We start from the raw sequence: 551 nt of genomic DNA on the forward strand, positions 1-551 counted from the left end.
TGGCTCGTGAGCGCGACGCTGGGTTCCGAGCGGCAGGACTTTCGCTACGACATCGCCGGCAACCTGGTGGCGCAGACCGGGCCGGGCGCCTTCGGCGCGGCCTTTCCCTCGGCCGGCTCGGCGCATCCGCACGCGCCGCTTTCCGTCAACGGCCGCGCCCAGGGCTATGACGGCAACGGCAACCTGCTCGGCGACGGTGTGCGCGCCTTCACCTGGAACGGCGACAACCGGCTGACGCAGGTCAGGACCGCCGGAGTGACGGTGACGTTTACCTACGGCCCTGACGGGGCGCGGCTGACGAAGACGGTGACCGCGGTCGACGGTCCGCCGCGTCCCACGCTGTTTCTCGGCCCCGGCTTCGAGCGCGCGCCGGGCCCGGCATCGGCGCCGGAGCGCGGACCGTGGACGCTCTATCCGCATCCGGATGTGCGGCTGCAGCCGGGTCCGGGCGGGCAGGCGGCGAGCGTGCACCGCGACCATCTCGGCTCGCCGCGCCGGCTGAGCGCGGCGGGAAGCGGGGCGGTGCTGGCCAGGACCGTGCACCGGGCCTA

1 protein-coding gene is annotated in these 551 nt (G+C 74.2%); it reads left to right on the forward strand.

Annotated elements, in window-relative coordinates; translation table 11 throughout:
• Positions 1–551 (forward strand): hypothetical protein (locus AB4Y97_RS21020; protein ID WP_442000978.1); only part of this gene is annotated, 551 nt, incomplete at both ends.

It is taken from the genome of Microvirga sp. 2TAF3 (assembly GCF_052114965.1).
Taxonomy (GTDB): Bacteria; Pseudomonadota; Alphaproteobacteria; order Rhizobiales; family Beijerinckiaceae; genus Microvirga.